General features: G+C 70.2%; 19 protein-coding genes and 1 tRNA gene. 9 read left to right on the top strand and 11 right to left on the bottom strand.

Annotated elements, in window-relative coordinates:
- Nucleotides 1-88 precede the first annotated feature (88 nt).
- The gene (locus tag ABT053_RS31355) at nucleotides 89-217 is read left to right on the top strand and encodes a hypothetical protein (protein ID WP_350973876.1); all 129 of its coding nucleotides are present in this window, start codon (nucleotides 89-91) and stop codon (nucleotides 215-217) included.
- Nucleotides 218-531: 314 nt separating this feature from the next.
- Here the strand turns inward: ABT053_RS31355 and ABT053_RS31350 are convergent, their stop codons facing one another.
- Both ABT053_RS31350 and ABT053_RS31345 read right to left on the bottom strand, forming a co-directional pair.
- A complete protein-coding gene (locus ABT053_RS31350; protein WP_350973875.1) occupies nucleotides 532-729 on the bottom strand; it encodes a hypothetical protein in 198 nt (65 codons plus the stop codon).
- Complete coding sequence (locus tag ABT053_RS31345) at nucleotides 726-866, bottom strand: hypothetical protein (protein ID WP_350973873.1); 141 nt, start codon at nucleotides 864-866, stop codon at nucleotides 726-728. Before ABT053_RS31345 ends, ABT053_RS31350 begins: the two co-directional genes overlap by 4 nt.
- A 49-nt stretch (nucleotides 867-915) precedes the next feature.
- On the opposite strand from ABT053_RS31345, the gene ABT053_RS31340 reads away from it, so the two are divergent.
- On the top strand, nucleotides 916-1,203 hold the full coding sequence (locus ABT053_RS31340; protein ID WP_350973872.1) for a GntR family transcriptional regulator: 288 nt from the start codon (nucleotides 916-918) through the stop codon (nucleotides 1,201-1,203).
- A 666-nt stretch (nucleotides 1,204-1,869) separates the two neighbouring features.
- On the opposite strand, the gene ABT053_RS31335 is transcribed toward ABT053_RS31340, so the two are convergent.
- From ABT053_RS31335 to ABT053_RS31305, 7 genes are all read right to left on the bottom strand, one after another.
- On the bottom strand, nucleotides 1,870-2,037 hold the full coding sequence (locus ABT053_RS31335; protein ID WP_350973871.1) for a hypothetical protein: 168 nt from the start codon (nucleotides 2,035-2,037) through the stop codon (nucleotides 1,870-1,872).
- Nucleotides 2,037-2,399, bottom strand: a complete 363-nt coding sequence (locus tag ABT053_RS31330; RefSeq protein ID WP_350973869.1) for an HNH endonuclease — start codon at nucleotides 2,397-2,399, stop codon at nucleotides 2,037-2,039. Before ABT053_RS31330 ends, ABT053_RS31335 begins: the two co-directional genes overlap by 1 nt.
- The gene (locus ABT053_RS31325; RefSeq protein ID WP_350973867.1) at nucleotides 2,396-2,623 is read right to left on the bottom strand and encodes a hypothetical protein; all 228 of its coding nucleotides are present in this window, start codon (nucleotides 2,621-2,623) and stop codon (nucleotides 2,396-2,398) included. The genes ABT053_RS31330 and ABT053_RS31325 overlap by 4 nt, the downstream gene beginning before the upstream one ends.
- Nucleotides 2,620-3,363: a DUF2637 domain-containing protein gene (locus ABT053_RS31320; protein ID WP_350973866.1), complete on the bottom strand. Its 744-nt coding sequence runs from the start codon at nucleotides 3,361-3,363 to the stop codon at nucleotides 2,620-2,622. Before ABT053_RS31320 ends, ABT053_RS31325 begins: the two co-directional genes overlap by 4 nt.
- Nucleotides 3,360-3,695 carry a hypothetical protein gene (locus tag ABT053_RS31315; protein ID WP_350973864.1) on the bottom strand — a complete coding sequence of 112 codons (336 nt, stop codon included), beginning with the start codon at nucleotides 3,693-3,695 and terminating at the stop codon, nucleotides 3,360-3,362. The genes ABT053_RS31320 and ABT053_RS31315 overlap by 4 nt, the downstream gene beginning before the upstream one ends.
- Before the next feature lie 74 nt (nucleotides 3,696-3,769).
- On the bottom strand, nucleotides 3,770-3,988 hold the full coding sequence (locus ABT053_RS31310) for a hypothetical protein (protein ID WP_350973862.1): 219 nt from the start codon (nucleotides 3,986-3,988) through the stop codon (nucleotides 3,770-3,772).
- Complete coding sequence (locus ABT053_RS31305) at nucleotides 3,985-4,575, bottom strand: hypothetical protein (RefSeq protein ID WP_350973861.1); 591 nt, start codon at nucleotides 4,573-4,575, stop codon at nucleotides 3,985-3,987. The genes ABT053_RS31310 and ABT053_RS31305 overlap by 4 nt, the downstream gene beginning before the upstream one ends.
- Nucleotides 4,576-4,760: 185 nt before the next feature.
- Between ABT053_RS31305 and ABT053_RS31300 the strand changes: the two genes are divergently transcribed.
- From ABT053_RS31300 to ABT053_RS31270, 7 genes are all read left to right on the top strand, one after another.
- On the top strand, nucleotides 4,761-4,985 hold the full coding sequence (locus tag ABT053_RS31300; protein ID WP_350973858.1) for a hypothetical protein: 225 nt from the start codon (nucleotides 4,761-4,763) through the stop codon (nucleotides 4,983-4,985).
- 493 nt (nucleotides 4,986-5,478) lie between these two features.
- On the top strand, nucleotides 5,479-6,045 hold the full coding sequence (locus tag ABT053_RS31295) for an SMI1/KNR4 family protein (protein WP_350973857.1): 567 nt from the start codon (nucleotides 5,479-5,481) through the stop codon (nucleotides 6,043-6,045).
- 757 nt (nucleotides 6,046-6,802) lie between these two features.
- Nucleotides 6,803-7,210 (top strand): ribosome silencing factor, encoded by a 408-nt coding sequence (gene rsfS, locus ABT053_RS31290; protein WP_350973855.1) that lies wholly within the window; start codon nucleotides 6,803-6,805, stop codon nucleotides 7,208-7,210.
- Nucleotides 7,207-7,860, top strand: coding sequence for a histidine phosphatase family protein (locus ABT053_RS31285; RefSeq protein ID WP_350973854.1), 654 nt, complete (start codon nucleotides 7,207-7,209; stop codon nucleotides 7,858-7,860). The genes rsfS and ABT053_RS31285 overlap by 4 nt, the downstream gene beginning before the upstream one ends.
- Before the next feature lie 148 nt (nucleotides 7,861-8,008).
- Nucleotides 8,009-8,081 (top strand) — tRNA-Ala (locus ABT053_RS31280).
- Nucleotides 8,082-8,578: 497 nt separating this feature from the next.
- Nucleotides 8,579-9,583 (top strand): hypothetical protein, encoded by a 1,005-nt coding sequence (locus tag ABT053_RS31275; RefSeq protein WP_350973853.1) that lies wholly within the window; start codon nucleotides 8,579-8,581, stop codon nucleotides 9,581-9,583.
- A gap of 410 nt (nucleotides 9,584-9,993) precedes the next feature.
- Complete coding sequence (locus ABT053_RS31270; RefSeq protein ID WP_350973852.1) at nucleotides 9,994-12,114, top strand: WD40 repeat domain-containing serine/threonine protein kinase; 2,121 nt, start codon at nucleotides 9,994-9,996, stop codon at nucleotides 12,112-12,114.
- Between the two features lie 193 nt (nucleotides 12,115-12,307).
- Here the strand turns inward: ABT053_RS31270 and ABT053_RS31265 are convergent, their stop codons facing one another.
- Both ABT053_RS31265 and ABT053_RS31260 read right to left on the bottom strand, forming a co-directional pair.
- Nucleotides 12,308-13,003, bottom strand: coding sequence for a class F sortase (locus ABT053_RS31265; protein ID WP_350973851.1), 696 nt, complete (start codon nucleotides 13,001-13,003; stop codon nucleotides 12,308-12,310).
- Nucleotide 13,004: 1 nt separating this feature from the next.
- Nucleotides 13,005-14,033, bottom strand: coding sequence for a DUF4397 domain-containing protein (locus tag ABT053_RS31260; RefSeq protein ID WP_350973850.1), 1,029 nt, complete (start codon nucleotides 14,031-14,033; stop codon nucleotides 13,005-13,007).
- Between the last annotated feature and the right edge of the window lie 183 nt (nucleotides 14,034-14,216).

The following is a 14,216-nucleotide window of genomic DNA, read 5'->3' as shown; positions in this document are numbered from 1 at the left end:
CGATCGGCCCGCACGCACCCAGCCTGGTCGTTCGAAGAGTCCTGCTTCGCTGGAGTACTGGCGGACAACCGTCGACCCCGATGGGCTGATGAGCATCGAAGATCGCGAAAAGGCTGCAGTGGCAGGACACCGGGCGCACATGCTCCGGCTGTCAATCGCCTCCGCCGCCGTGCGCCGCATCCGGAAGGAAATGAAGAAGCGGAAGTCCACGAAGTGAGCGACCGTACTCCCGAAGAGGAAGCGGCGTATACGGCCTACCTCGCTGAGCGGGCCCAGTCCCCTGAGATCCAGGCATTCGTCAACTCGTTCGGGCCACTCGCCCCCAGCGCCCTCGCTGTCATCGCCCGGGTTTTCAACGGGATACCCGCCGCCCCGCCGAGGAGCGACAACGATGAACAAGCTTGACTGGTCTCCGCCCGACTAGACCTCGGGCGGAGACCAGCGTATGACGGCGGCCCCGGTCCCTCCGGTTCGGGGCCGTCGTCTTCCGTACTGGGCCCCGGTGACGCGGGACTCGCCCAGCACGGAAGATCAGTGCCGTCTGCGTGACGGGCGTAGGCTTTGCCAGTAGCGATCGAGGCGGTCATCGAAGTCAGCCCAGCGCGCCATCTGCTCTGGATCCCCGCCGCACTCGGCGAGCGCCTCCCGGCGCTGCTTCTCCAACGTCTTGGGGTCCGCGCCGTTCTTCACCGCGTCGGCGTGCATCCGCTCGATGTCCTCGGGGGTCACGTCCACGCCTCCCGCCACGTGGCGAGGATCGAGGACACCACCCCTGCTTTGATCGTGGGGGAGTCGGGGTGCCCGGTGCGCCAGTCCCGGGGCTGAGATGGGGCGGTCCAGCTGATGCCGGTGGGGGTGTCGGCCATGTCCCGACCATACGTTGGCCTTGTCTACCTCGTCTAGGACGTTGGCCATATGACCGAGGTGGGCCACGTCTCTAGCGTCTCCCTCATGGAGATCGACAGGTTCAACCGAGAGGCGATCTACCGGCAGGTGGCCGCGATCATCCGCGCCCAGATCCGAGCCGGTGAGTTGAAGCCGCGCGACCCGATCCCGTCGGAGTCGAGTCTTGTCGGTGATCACGGGATCGCCAGGGACACAGCGCGGGCCGCAGTCGCTCTGCTGCGCGAGGAGGGCTACGTCGTGACGATGCCGCAGCGCGAATCATTCGTCGCCGACCGGGAGAACTGGCCGAAGGAGTAGGTTCCCGGCGCCGGGAAGCCACGTGCTCCAACTCTTGCTTGGTTGCGCTCCGTGCGCGTCCGCCGAGCCGCGCCCAGTGCCGGACGGACTGTGACGGCAACTGTGACGGCCCAACTGTTCCGCCTCGTGTCCTTAGGGGAGCGGGGGCCAACGCCCGATTTCTGTCCGCGTAACTGTGACGTGATCTTGCATCACAGTTGCCACGCTCCGTGACCGGTAAATGTCCCACAGCCCCTCTCGGGGAATTGTCCCCAGCCCCTCCCCCGCCCCTCGTATAGGGGAGTGGTGGGACATTCCTTGGTACGTTCTGCCCGTCGAGGCCCATCCCCCGTCTCGGTCACTCCTGGTGATGCTCGGATGTCCACAGCGACGTCCACATGATGTCCGCGGCGATGTCCAACGGACGCCCCCACGCCCCCGCACGTGCGCCCGCGTGTGGAGCCCCCTCCCCAGGGGGGACCGGGGAGGGGGCACGATCCGTGACCCCCACAACCCCCACGCGTGGGAGTCCCACGGCACCCCCACACCCCCACACCCCCACACCCCCACGACCCCCACGTGGCACCCCCACGTGGCACCCCCACACGGGTCCGACCTGGGGATACGGGACCCGTGTGGGGGTCGTGGGGGGCGCTCAGGCACCCCTCTTGAGGCGCCTGGGGTCTGCTAGTCCCTGGTGGCCTTCATCCGCTGGACCGCCCGGTGAACGGCCCCCCGCTCGACGTCCGACAGCAGGACCACCACGCAGGCCATCTCCAGATCAGTCAGGCTGATCATGTCGAAGACGAGGTCCCACTGCTCGTCGCTGATCTGGATCTCGTCGTCTTCGGTCATCACGCCGCCTCGGCCAGGGTGGTACCCGCACGCGGGCACGCCCGCGTCTGCGCATTGGACGCCGGATCCGGCGCCGAGAACCGCGCCAGCAGCAGCCACACCAGCGGCCACGGCAGCGTGTCACCCTTCGCGTTGTTGCACCCGTGGCACGCCAGCACGAGGTTGTACAACTTGCTCGCCTGCCACAGGCACTTCGGGATGTAGTGATCCAGGGTCAGACTCGTCGGGTCCTCGGCTGGCTCCCAGCAGAAGAAGCACCGGGAGCCGTCCCGCTCAGCGAGGCGTCGGCGGAGTTGCCGCCCTTCCTCGCCACGGGTGAACGCGGGCCGGTGGCGGGGCCTGCCCTTCGATGTGCGGCTCACCGCCCCTCCTCCGTCCCCATGGCCTCGGCGAGGGTGTCGAGCGACCCCACGCGGGTGATGTCGACGTCGAGCGGCGCGTACATGTACTTCTCGCCGTGGAGCTGGCCGTGGAGCACCTCGACGAACAGCCGGTCGGTGCCCTTCTCGCGAACCAGGCTGATGGAGAACGTCTCCTCGCTCTCGATGACGAGGCCGTCAACGTGCTCGAAGTCGCCGGGGGTCATGACGTCGCCTCGACCAGGCCGCCGAGGTAGGACTGCAGGCGTCGCGCCCGCTCGGTACCGACTTGCATCCGCGTCTTGATGGTGCGGACACTCGGCAACTCGCCCTGTGTGACGTCGCCCAGGAAGTTGCTCAGGGCCAGCGGGTACAGCTCCGCGTCGGGGTCAGGTACACCTTCGGGCTGTACCTCGCCGTTCGGCATGCCAGACAGATCGGGCAGCTCTGCTGGAACCGTCGAGTCGTTGACCTGCGCAGGTACAGGCGGCAGGTGTACCTCGGCCTGGTCGGCGAGCTTCAGGAGTTCCTCGACATCCCGCCACGCCTGCTCGACGACCTCGACCTCAGGTGTCCAATTCTGGACAGGTGACGGTGTGGCTCCACGCCGCACCATGCCCATCAACAACTCGTAGCTGAGTACCAGGGCGATCGCTGGCCAGGCCGCGACGATCGACCCCACCACGCCATGCGCCCACCCGTGCGCCACGTTCGCGGCGAGCGTCGCGAGGATGCCGAGGCCGAGAGTCCAGCGGGCGAGGGCAGGGACGGCGTGTCCCCGCCGGGCCGCGTCGAGCAGCACCATGGACGAGGCGAAGATCGCGCCGTCGATAGTGGTTGGCACCAGGTAGGCGGTGAACCCCGACTCGCCGTTGGCGATCACCACCTCGAACGCGTGCCGGTAGCTGACGACCGCCGCGACCGCAGCGAGCAGCAGGACAACCAGGGTCGTGAAAAAGCGGATCACAGCGTGCCTCCGAGCTGGTCGAAGGACGCGATCAGGCGGGCCGCGACGTCGGCGATGTCCTGGACCTTGATGGACGCGAGGAGGTCGCCGACGTCCGCCGACGTCTCCGGCCGCCACTCCAGGTGCCGGCGCCTGTCGCCGACCGGGTGGGCGATCCTGACGAGCGGGTCCTGGACCACGCCGTCCTTTTCGACCTGCACCCACACGATCTCGATCTCGCCGTACGTGACGATCACGCCGTGGATGACAACCGGGTCGCCGGGGATGTGCTCACGCTCGCACCACACCGGACACTGTCCGGGCTGGAGCGGAGGGAGTAGATTCTGCTGCACGATCTTGCTCCTGTGTTGGCAGGTGTGGGGTCGAGGCACGGGCCGGTGTTCGAGCACCGGCCCGTGCCGTCTTGCTATGAGGAAGTGCTTCGGGCGAGCGCGACCTGGGCGAGGATCGCCTGAGCGAACTTCTCGGCCGCGTCGACCGGCAGCGAGTCACCGTCGACGTAGAAGAAGATGTACGGCTGCTCGTCGAGCTGGTCGGCCAGGAGGTAGGCCTTGCCCGGCTCCGAGGGAGTCGAGTGGCAGTAATCCCCGTGGTGCTCCTTGCACCACGACCTGTGGCCGCTCATGCGACCGCCTCACACATCAGGCAGTCGCCCTCGCTGCACTGTTTGGCGTCCTGCCTGCGGAGGAACACTTCCCGGAACGTCGCGGACATCTCGGCGATGTCGAACGTGGTGAGCTCACGTCGGCTCATCCGCCACATGATGCGCTCGGCGGATTCGTAGCCGTACTCGTCGACCGCTTCGAGGCCGAGCAGCATCCCCAAGCTCATCGCGACGAGCAGCAGGTCGTCTCGGATCTCGGCGGGCTGCTCGTCCCAGCTGATGTCGGGGAGGTTCGCGGCGGCGACGAGCTTGGGTGCGACGTCGTCTTTGCCGTGGACGGGCGCCTCGGCGGGGAAGGTCACGGCGGGCGTGGCGAAGAACAGTCGACGAGCGGTGGCGATCCGGTGGCGGGGGCCGGTGATGGTCTCGCCCGCCGCCTCGGCCTCGATCCGCTGGACCTCGGCGAGCAGCTTGAGGCAGTGTCCGCAGGTGACGGCGTCGGTGGTGTCGCTGTATGCGTGGGCGGTCTTCGTACGGGTCGGGCAGGCGGGGCGCCCGTCAACCGCGGCGTGAACCGTGCCGGTGGAGCTGGTCTTAAGGTTGTGCATGGAGCTACTTCCTGTCTGCGCAGGTTGTGGTTCAAGGGTCGGGCCGGTGTTCGTCGCACCAGCTCGGCCCGTTTTGCTTTCTCGACCGTATGTCTCAGGCATTCACCTGTCAACCTCAGGCATGCGCATATCTTGGACATCCGCCATGCGTGGGCAGGCGTGCGCCCAGCATCTACACTGATGGCATGGAGCGCCCCAAGCCGCCGTGGATTCCTGTAGGCATCGACGGCATCGCCGAGCATCTCGGCGTCTCAGAGAACACAGTCGTCACCTGGCGTCGCCGTTCGGCGAAGGAGTGGGTGAACGTCGCCAAGATCCCGGAGCCGGAAGGGAAGATCTCCGGCCGTGACTGGTGGTGGCTCTCCGACATTCTCGACTGGGCGCGCGAGACTGGCCGCCTCAAGGAATGACGTCCAAATCGCAGGGCACATCGAGGGCACACCACCACGAGATTCGGCGAGATCTGCCGAGACCAGCCGAGACGCGTATTTGCAGGTCAGGGGACATGTCGCCCGTATAGCTGCAGGTCCGGACATTGCAGGCATCAGTACATCAACAAGCGCGGCCTGTACGGTCACGCGCGGCCCTGATCAGGGCATCTTGATCAGGGCATTCTGATCGGGGCCTGGACAGGGCCTGGGCAGGGTGTCTTCGGACAGGCCGCTCTGAACAGGGCCGGTGTCGCGCCTTGTTCGCCGTCCACGGGGGGTTTTCGGGGTTGCCGGGGTTCACGGTGTCACGGCCGCCTCCTGTCGCGTCGGTCCTCCGCGAAATGCCGCCAACGGCGACGGTGGCGGTGGCGCTTCTCGGCCACGGTGATGTCTTTCGGCCACGGCGATGGCGCCGTCCGGGGCGAGGACTCGTTGACGGGCCTTCCGGCTCGCGGTGATAACCATGGGCCGTATGGACACCGATCACGCCGATCACGCCGATCCCGCCGACCTCGCCGCCCTTCGCGCCGCCTTCGACGTCGGCGCGTGTGAGCCGCCACTGGGCCGGGACGCCGTACGCGCCTTCGAGGCGGAGCACGGGATCGTCCTGCCGGAGCCGTACCGGACGTTCGTCGCCGAGATTTGCGACGGGTCCTCCTCCGGGCCGCCGGACCACGGGCTCGTGCCGTTGGCCGACCTGCCCGATGACTGGGGAGACGACCGGCCTCGGCGGGTCCTGGCCCGGCCCTTTCCGCTGACGAGGATGTGGCTGTGGGAAGGGGATCCTCGCCCTCAGGAGGAGATCGACCCTCTTCTCGACCAGGTCTTCGACCATGGCTCGATCGTTCTGGGCACCGACGGATGCGGCATGTACTGGCACCTCGTCGTCAGCGGACCGCACCGGGGGCATGTCTGGCAGATCAGCGGTGAGGGCGCCGTTCCCTTCGGCGCCGGGTTCGGTTTCACCACGGGGGATCCCGGGTTCGCCGGATGGGTCAGGCACTGGGCGGCGGGCCGGTCATGGTTCGACATCGCCTGAGGCGATGACGGGGTGGCTCTGTCTTCTGACTTCTGCCTGCTCGTTGGGGCGATGGGTGTGGTTAATCATGAAATTTGCTATTTCGGGCGTAGATCTCCCCTGAGTCCGCTCCGGATGGTCCGTCCGGAGGATCGGATAGTCCGTCCGAAGGGGAAGCCGATGCCGAAGGGGAGCGCGGGAGGAGGGTGTGCTCGCGTGTCCCGGGAGTGGGCGGGCCGAGGGTGGGTGGACCGGGTGGACCGGGTGGACCGGGTGGGCCGGGTGGGCCGGGTGGGCCGGGTGGGCCGGGTGGGTCGGGTGGAGGGCTCGCGGGCCGGGCGAGGGTCCGTAGGGCGGGAGAGGGTCCATCGGGCGGGCGAGGTCGGGCGAGGTCGGGAGAGGGGGCGAGGTCGGTGCGGGGTGGGGCTGGAGTGACGGATGGTGAAAAATCCTGTTAATCGCGATGATCTAGTGAAATGCCGCAGGCTAGAACGTGTTCCGATGAAATTCGCTATGATTTGGGAAGTTTGCGTGGGACGAGTACCCGCAGCTCACCCGGCCTGATCGTCGAACGGCCCGGCCGGTGCCCGTTCCACCCGAGATCGACAAGCGCGGTCCCGACCGCGAAGGACGCCCCTGATCAGGCCGCCAATTCGTTTGCGGCGCGGAATCGGGTGGCACACGATAGGCGTTGTTCAGAAGGCGGCTCTTCAACGAGCGCCGAATCGGGCACCCTGATAGGTGACAGCGCCGACTAGCAGGAGGACTGACCCACACCGTGACAGCAACCGACAGATCCGTCCAGCTCGTCAGGCTCGCCGCCGAGGCGGCGGCCGACAAACTGGCCGATGACATCCTTGCCTACGACGTGAGCGACCAGCTCGTCATCACCGACGCGTTCGTGCTCTGCTCCGCCACCAACGACCGCCAGGTCCGCGCCATCGTCGACGAGATCGAGGACCGGCTGCGGATCGAGGCCGACGCCAAGCCCGTCCGCCGCGAGGGCGAGCGCGAGGGCCGCTGGGTGCTGCTGGACTACATCGACATCGTCGTGCACGTCCAGCACGAGGAGGACCGTACCTTCTACGCGCTGGAGCGCCTGTGGAAGGACTGCCCCTCCATCGCGCTGCCCGACAGCGTGACCCAGGTCGCCGCCCAGCGCGCCCGCGGGGCGGTAGCTGAGTGAGTCGTCGCGTCGTCTGCCTCAGGCATGGCCAGACGCTGTGGAACGTCGAGCATCGCTTCCAGGGTCACAGCGACATCCCCCTCGACGAGACCGGGATCGCGCAGGCCGCCCGTGCGGCCTCGCTGCTCGCCGCGCTCCGTCCCACCATGATCGTCTCCTCCGATCTCCAGCGGGCCTTCGACACCGCCTCGGCACTGGGCCGCGTCACCGGCCTGGACGTCACCGTCGACAAGGACCTGCGCGAGCGCGGCGGGGGCCAGTGGGAGGGGCTCACCCGGGAGGAGATCTCCGAGAGGTGGCCCCGGGAGTTCACCGCCTGGGAGGCCCCGGGCGGTGAGGCGGTCGGCGACGTCGCCGACCGGGTCTCCTCGGCCGTGCGCCGCTGGGCGGGGGAGATGGACTCCGACGGACTGCTGGTCGTCGCCTCGCACGGGGCGGCGATCAGGCTCGGCATCGCCAAGCTGATGAACCTGCCGCAGGAGCTCTGGCCCGCCCTGGGCGGGCTCGGAAACTGCTCGTGGTCGGTGCTGGAGGAGGCGCGCAAGGGCTGGCGCCTGCTGGAGCACAACGCCGGGACCCTCCCCGAGCCGGTCAGCAGCGACGACAGCCCAGAGGCCACCGACGACGGCCCCGAGGCCGCCCGGGAGTGACCTCCGAGCGATGCGACTTGAGTGCGGCTCGGGTGCGGCTTGCGCCCCGGTGGCGGGCGCGGGCCGGGTGGTCGTCGATTAGGTGAACACGCGGGTGTCCTTATATGCTTCCCGAGCGCCGCGACGAGAGCACTCGAAGCGGTGACCAGGGGCTATGGCGCAGCTGGTAGCGCGCCTCCATGGCATGGAGGAGGTCTGGGGTTCGAATCCCCATAGCTCCACACGGCTTCACGCGAAATGAATGGCCTGTGGTTGTTGTCCCTTCGGGGCCGACCGCCACGGGCCATTTCGCGTACACGGGGGACGATTCCCGGACCCCAGGGCTTTCGCCCCCCTCGCGCTTCCCGGTAAGGCCTCGCTCGGGCGACCTCCTGCCGGTTTTTCTCCTCGTCCGTCATCGACGCGAGGGGCCGGCGTCTCCTCGCGATCGTCCTGGGCTGTTTTCGCGTCTTCGGCCGTCGCGGTCGCTCCCGGGTGAAGGGCTCCACCTCTCGCGCTCTCCCGCAGGACTTGGGAACAGCCGGTGCCGTGCCGGAGGGCGTGCGTTCCAGGCGATGCGAGGCGTACTCTTCAACACGGGCATGGAGCTTGGAATCGGATCTGAGCCACCGCCGCGAATCTTCGAGGTGCCGGTCGAATCCCGCGACCCGTGCCGAATTCCTCTTTCCTCGAGCCGATCGGACCTCACCCGTCCCTTCGGCCGAAAGGACGCGCCCGCATGACCATTTACTCCCAGCACGCAAATCGAGGAAAAGTCCAGATCCTGGCCAGCTATCAGGCGCCGGACGGCGTCCGGTCGGTGACGGTGACCAGTGTCGAGAACACCGCGCTGGCCACGCCTCTGGTCAACGCCCTCAACCGAGTCTCCGCCTACGCCACCGTCCCGCTCACCGTGTGGGACGAGCGCAGAGGCGCCACGGGGCGCTACCCGGCCGGCCATCTCGCCGCGCTCGTCGAACAGGACGCGCGGGACGGTCTGCTCCATGGCGCGCACAGCCTCTGGTACGAGTACGTCAAACTGCTGCTTCGCCGAGCGCTGACAGACCTGGACGCGGCGACGGCCTCGGTCCCCGAGCCGGTCCGGACCGCGGTCAAGGCCGAGATCGACGCGGAGGTGAGCGCGTTGATCAGGGCCTCGGAGGACCCCGGGCCCGAAGGACCGGGCGACCTGCGCCTGTGTGAGTTCGACAATCCGTTCGTGACCTTCGAGAGCCGGCGCGGAAACGTCTACCTCGGCGATCCCCACTGCCTGAAAGGGGAACGCCTCCGCTTGGACCGCCTCGAGTTCGGGGTTTCCCGGAAACGACTTGAGCAGGCCGTCGATGATCTCCGGATCCTGTACGACGCCTTCGATCGATGTGACAACGAACGGGCGAACCTGATCATCGAGGATTCCCTGTTCGTCGACTTCGATCCCTGGGAAGAGCCGGGCCACCGTCAGTTCCTCAACATCTTCGCCCCCATGCCGGGATCCAGGGAGGCCGCCTGGCAGCTGGAGATCGGCCGATGGATCTCCGATGACCTGGATGACGACGATGATTCCGAGACCGGCCAGACGATTCTCCGCTGCGTGCTCGCCACCCCGCCCAGCGCCTCCGAGCTCGTGGAGGTGCTGAACCTCGCCGTGGCGCACGACCGCCAGCTGGCCGTGTGGGAGACGACTCCCGTCGGTGAGGCGCTGGAGGGAACCGGATTCGTGGTGACCCTCCGCTACGAAGACTAGTTCAGGCCGGTGAGCCCGAGGTGGAACGCGACCTGGGGCAGGGCGGGTTGATTCGCTTTCGTGGCTCCTCATGCCGGCAGGACGTGTTCGGGTGAGCCGTAGCCGTTGCCGGCTCCACTCCCCGGCCCGCCTCGACCTGCCCCCGGCCTGCCCCGGCCCGCGCTCCGGTGCCGGTCGGGGCGGTTCTCTTTGTCCGGTCCCTTTGTCCGGCTCCTTTGTCCGGGCACCCCGGCCCGGAAACGGTCCCACCTGCGCGGGAGGGCGCGAATCACCGGCCCCCGCGACCGGAACGGCCCACCTGCGCCGGGGCCGTAGGCTGGGGCGATCGGCCGTCGGCCCCGCGCTCCCCTCCGAGGGCGTCCGCGGGTCTCCTGCCGTCGAGCGTTCACGGGATCGCCGGGGAGGTCGAGGTGCCGGACAGCCGTCCGCTGCGGCCGGGCGAGGTCGAGTCGATCGGCGAGTACCGTCTCGTGGGCCTGCTCGGGGAGGGTGGCCAGGGCACGGTCTACCTGGGGGAGACCCCCTCGGGAGTCCCGGTCGCCATCAAGGTGCTGCACGCGAGGCTGGTGGCCGACGCCGGTGCCCGGACGCGCTTCCTGCGGGAGATCGAGCTGGCCCGGCGGGTCGCGGAGTTCTGCACGGCCCGGGTGCTCGACGCCGACGTGACCCACGACCGGCCGTACATCGTCAGCGAGTTCGTCCGGGGCGAGTCGCTGGAGGAGCTGGTGCGCAGGGAGGGGCCCCGCGACCGTGGCGCGCTCGACCGGCTCGCCGTCGGGACCGCCGCCGCGCTGGCGGCGATCCACCGGGCGGGCATCGTGCACCGCGACCTGAAACCCAGCAACGTGCTGCTGGGCCCCGACGGCCCGCGGGTCATCGACTTCGGCATCGCCAGGATGGTCGACGTCGCGGCGACCCTGGCGAGCGAGGTCCAGGGCACCCCCTCCTACATGTCGCCCGAGCAGCTGGAGGGATGGCGGCCGGGGCCGGCCTCCGACGTCTTCAGCTGGGCGGTGCTGATGACGTTCGCGGCGACCGGCCGCCCGGCGTTCGGCAACGACAGCATCCCCGCGGTGATGAACCGCATCATGAGCCGTGAGCCCGATCTCGACGGCGTTCCCGAGCGGCTGCGCGAGCTGCTGGCCACCTGCCTGGCCAAGGACCCGCGGCAACGCCCCACCTCCGGTCAGGTGCTGTACGCGCTCGTGGGGAGCGACGCGGAGGGCCGGTGGGCGTACGGGAGCGGTGAGCCGGGCGACACGCTGGAGACGACCGCGTCGCCCCCTCCGGAACCGGGCACGCGCGAGGGCCCGGCATCCGCCGCGGGCCCGGAGACGGGAGGCGTCCGGCCCGCACCGGGCACGCGCGAGGATCCGGCGCCCGCCACCGGCCCGGTGACGGGAGGCACCCGGCCCACCTGGCCCGCGCGGCCGACAGCGGCCGGGGCGGTGGTCGCGGGGGTGGCGCTGCTCCTGGTCGCGGCCGTCGTCGTGGTGCCGGTCGTGCTGTCCGGCCCGGAACGCGACACTCCCGCCGCGCCCCGGCCGACGCCGGTGACGGCCCTCGCCGTAGGCCCCCGCTTCGGCGCTCCCCTCGGCGGCCCGTTCACCGGCCACACCGCCGACGTGCTCGCCGTCGCCACCGCCACCGTGGACGGGCGCGCGGTGACCGTGTCCGCCGGGCGGGACAGCGTCGTCCGCGTCTCGGAGCCGGGGTCTCGCGGGCGGGCGGGGCGGTCCTTCAAGGTCGGCACCTCGTACGTGTCGGCGCTCACCGCGGGCGAGGTGGACGGCCGGGCGGTGGTCGTCTGCGGTGGCCTCGGCGGTGGCCTCTGGGTCTGGGACCTCGCCGGGGGCGCCATGCTGGGACGCCCGTTCCGGGGGCACCGGGGTGACGTGCTGTCGGTCGTCCTCACCGAGCTGGGCGGGCGGGGCGTCGTGGTCTCCGGAGGACACGGCGGGCTGCTCGTCTCGGACGCGGCGACCGGCGAGGAGGTCGACTCGCCGCTGCGCGGCAAGGACGGCGAGGTCACCTCGCTCGCGCGGGCCGAGCTGGACGGACGCCCGGTGATCGTGGCGGCGGGGGCCGGTAACGCCGTACGGGTGTGGGACCCGGCCGACGGACGCCTTGTCGCGGGGCCGTACGAGGTCGGCGGCGCGCCGGTCACCGCTCTCACCGTCGGGTCGGTGGGAGGGCGGCCGGTGATCCTGCACGGGGGCGACGCGACCGTGCGGGTGCGTGACCTGCGTACGGGAGCGCCCGTCGGGAAGCCGTGGACCGGTCACACCGACAGGGTGGCCGCCCTGGCGGTCACGGAGCTGGACGGGAGCCCCGCGGTCGTCTCGGGCAGCTGGGACGGGACCGTGCGGGTGTGGGATCTCGCGACCGGCAGCCCTCTCGGGGCCCCGCTCACCGGATCCACCGGCTGGGTCAGCTCCGTCGCGGTGACCCGGGTCGGCGACCGGCCGGTCGTGGTCGCGGGGGGCAACGACCGCGCGGTCAGGGCCTGGAGCCTGGATCCGCGCCGCTGACACCGGGGGACCCGGTCGGCTCCGTCGATTCGGGGGGATCCGGCTGGGGGCGATGGGGGTCGGGCTGGGGCTCGGGGGGCGTTGTGACCTCATGCCTGTTCGCGCCGCACTCCTGTCCGCCACGAGACCACCGTCCGCGCCGGGAGCCCCGGTCGCTCCGGGACTTTTTCCTGCGCGGTGGCTCCGGTCGCGGTCAGGGTTTCAGGGAGGCGAAGACGATCACGTTGTCGGTGTAGTGGCCGCGCTCGTCGTCGAACCGCCCGCCGCAGGTGATGAGCCGGAGCTGGGCGTCGGGGGTCGCGCCGTAGACGTCCCCGGTGGGGAAGTCGGCCTTGGCCGCCGTGCGCACCGCGTCGACCTCGAAGAGGACCCGCGTGCCGTCCGTACGGCCGACGTGGATCTCGTCTCCCTTGCGCAGCCGCCCGAGTTCGGCGAAGACGGCCGGGCCGCTCTCGCTGTCGACGTGGCCCGCGATGACCGCCGGGCCCGTGTTGCCCGGCCGCACTCCGGCCGCGTACCAGCCCGCCCGGTCGAAGGCGCGGGGCGGGGTCAGTTCCCCGTTGGGCCCGATCGTCAGTCGTTCCAGGTCACTTCGGACGCCGAGGGCCGGGATGGTGACGAGGGCAGGTTCGGCGTGCCGCGCGCCGGGCGAGGGGGTGGGCGGGACCGCGACCTGGCCGGGTACCGCCGACCAGACGGGGCCGGGCGTGGTCGTGCCGCGTGAGGACGAGGTGGTGGCGGAGCCTCCCGGAGGGGCGGTTGGAGAGGCCGAGACGGCACGGGTGGCAGGGGTGGTTTGGGGTGCGGGGGCGTCGGCGGGTGCGTTTCCGCACCCGCCGGTCAGGAGCCACGCGCACAGGAGGGGAACGAGTGCCCCGGAAACCTTCACGTCAGCGGGAGTCGCACCGGGAACGCTCCACCACCCGGTCACGGCCGGAGCGGGCTGAGCGGCCGGGGCGGCCGGAGCTGGCGGAGGGAGCGGCGGGGACGGGGGCGCGGCGGCGTACCGTGACCGCGGTTCCGGCGATGAGGGCGGCGAGGACGGCGACGGCGAGGAACCTTCCGGGAGAATCGGTGCCGATGCTCGCGGTGCCAGTGCCAGTGCCAGTGCCGGTGCCAGTGCCGGTGTTCGCGGTGCCGGTGCCGGTGGTGTCGGTGGCCGTGGTACCGGCGGGTGCGGTGGTGGCGAGGCCGCCGAGGCCGGTGTCGACGCCGCCCTCGGGGGTGATGCCCGGGCCCGCGGCGTCGCGTACGTCCAGCAGGGTCAGGCCGGTCTCGCCGTCGAGGACGACGACCGTGTGGACGGCGCCCGGCGCCAGGCTCACCTTCGAGGTGGCCGATTCGCCGGAGGCGCCCTTCGCGGTGACGGTGCGCTCGCCGGGCGGGAGCACGAGGTGGTCGGAGGCCGCGCCGAAGCGGAGCCTGGACGCCACGGTGCCGTCTCCCACCCCCAGCCGCAGCAACCGCGTCTTCAGCGAGGCGGCGACGAACCGGAGCCCGGCCCGCTGCGAGGGTACGTCGGCGGTGTCCGGCAGCACCGAGAGCCTGATGCTCTTGAACGGGCCGGTGCCCGCGACGGTGTAGGCGCGGCCGGGTACGACCCGCACGTTGGTGGAGAGCACCGGGGGTGTCGAGGACTTCGCCCCCGCGGCGCGCATGGCCACGGTGTACTGGCCGGGAGCGAGCTTCTGGTAGGGCGAGAGCGCCCCGTACGGGACGTGTTCGAGGACCAGCCGCGCCTTCTCGCCGCCGAAGTCGTAGAGGTAGACGTCCACGGCGGGGGTGTCGGGGGAGAAGTGCGCAAGCCGCACGTATCCGTCGGCGGCCCGGGGCCCGGAGGGCGTGGCGGCGGCGGAGGGGGTGGCGCAGAGGACGATCAGGGCTATGAGGGGAAGCGTCAGCAGACGCGTGGACTTCATCGCTGTTGTCTCCAGGAAGAACTTCGGGGGAACTCGGGGGGACTCTGTGAACTCAGGGGACTCGGGAAGGCTCAGGGTTTTCTAGGGGCTCAGGGCTCGGGAAGGCCCAGGGCTCCGGGGGCTCGGGATTCGGGAAGGCTCAGAGCTCCGGGGGCTCGGGATTCGGGAAGGCTCAGAGCTCCG

The sequence above is a fragment of the Streptosporangium sp. NPDC002524 genome (assembly GCF_040295985.1).
Classification (GTDB): Bacteria; Actinomycetota; Actinomycetes; order Streptosporangiales; family Streptosporangiaceae; genus Streptosporangium.
The sequence above is the reverse complement of the archived record's forward strand: the minus strand, read 5'-3'. Positions and strand labels throughout refer to the sequence as shown.